This window comes from Gilliamella sp. CG13 (assembly GCF_046635805.1).
Taxonomy (GTDB): domain Bacteria; phylum Pseudomonadota; class Gammaproteobacteria; order Enterobacterales; family Orbaceae; genus Gilliamella; species Gilliamella apicola_I.
This window is the reverse complement of sequence record NZ_JBIDFM010000022.1, coordinates 1-1,450: the sequence shown is the minus strand read 5'-3', so window position 1 is coordinate 1,450 and position 1,450 is coordinate 1. Positions and strand designations below refer to the sequence as shown.

At 42.3% G+C, this 1,450-nt stretch carries 2 protein-coding genes; one reads left to right on the top strand and one right to left on the bottom strand.

Annotated features, from left to right (window positions below):
- Positions 1-302: hypothetical protein (locus ACGH6R_RS11130; RefSeq protein WP_411599839.1), on the top strand; the 302-nt coding region annotated here is incomplete at its 5' end.
- A 147-nt stretch (positions 303-449) separates the two neighbouring features.
- Here the strand turns inward: ACGH6R_RS11130 and ACGH6R_RS11125 are convergent.
- Positions 450-1,310: a class A beta-lactamase TEM-171 gene (locus ACGH6R_RS11125; protein ID WP_015058867.1), complete on the bottom strand. Its 861-nt coding sequence runs from the start codon at positions 1,308-1,310 to the stop codon at positions 450-452.
- Between the last annotated feature and the right edge of the window lie 140 nt (positions 1,311-1,450).

The window sequence follows — 1,450 nt, the reverse complement described above, 5'->3', positions numbered from 1 at the left end:
GTAGACAAGAATTATATAGACAAAACTTGGGGCGACAATTACAAGATAATCGAAAGGAATTAGAAGATGACGCAAACAGTACAACTTTTAGAGACAACATTAAAAGAGTTATTGAAACAACAAGAGAACACGCACGATCACTTATTGAAAAAATTAGAAGAATTGGAACAAGAGAACGCATTGATAAAACAGCAATACAATCAAACAATGGAACTCTTGAAGAACTTAAACGCCACACTAATGAAATTCAGAAAATAGCTTCCTCTCAAAAAAATCAACACAGGCGAGGTATGAGCCTATAAGGGGTCTGACGCTCAGTGGAACGAAAACTCACGTTAAGGGATTTTGGTCATGAGATTATCAAAAAGGATCTTCACCTAGATCCTTTTAAATTAAAAATGAAGTTTTAAATCAATCTAAAGTATATATGAGTAAACTTGGTCTGACAGTTACCAATGCTTAATCAGTGAGGCACCTATCTCAGCGATCTGTCTATTTCGTTCATCCATAGTTGCCTGACTCCCCGTCGTGTAGATAACTACGATACGGGAGGGCTTACCATCTGGCCCCAGTGCTGCAATGATACCGCGAGACCCACGCTCACCGGCTCCAGATTTATCAGCAATAAACCAGCCAGCCGGAAGGGCCGAGCGCAGAAGTGGTCCTGCAACTTTATCCGCCTCCATCCAGTCTATTAATTGTTGCCGGGAAGCTAGAGTAAGTAGTTCGCCAGTTAATAGTTTGCGCAACGTTGTTGCCATTGCTGCAGGCATCGTGGTGTCACGCTCGTCGTTTGGTATGGCTTCATTCAGCTCCGGTTCCCAACGATCAAGGCGAGTTACATGATCCCCCATGTTGTGCAAAAAAGCGGTTAGCTCCTTCGGTCCTCCGATCGTTGTCAGAAGTAAGTTGGCCGCAGTGTTATCACTCATGGTTATGGCAGCACTGCATAATTCTCTTACTGTCATGCCATCCGTAAGATGCTTTTCTGTGACTGGTGAGTACTCAACCAAGTCATTCTGAGAATAGTGTATGCGGCGACCGAGTTGCTCTTGCCCGGCGTCAATACGGGATAATACCGCGCCACATAGCAGAACTTTAAAAGTGCTCATCATTGGAAAACGTTCTTCGGGGCGAAAACTCTCAAGGATCTTACCGCTGTTGAGATCCAGTTCGATGTAACCCACTCGTGCACCCAACTGATCTTCAGCATCTTTTACTTTCACCAGCGTTTCTGGGTGAGCAAAAACAGGAAGGCAAAATGCCGCAAAAAAGGGAATAAGGGCGACACGGAAATGTTGAATACTCATACTCTTCCTTTTTCAATATTATTGAAGCATTTATCAGGGTTATTGTATCATGAGCGGATACATATTTGAATGTATTTAGAAAAATAATATCATGGAAAATAAAAATCATCAACAAGAAAATTTTAAGAGTACCTATCAAC

Bases quoted from the DNA above. Each gene is read 5' to 3' on its own strand.
- ACGH6R_RS11125 (WP_015058867.1), bottom strand. From the start codon at position 1,310: ATGAGTATTCAACATTTCCGTGTCGCCCTTATTCCCTTTTTTGCGGCA.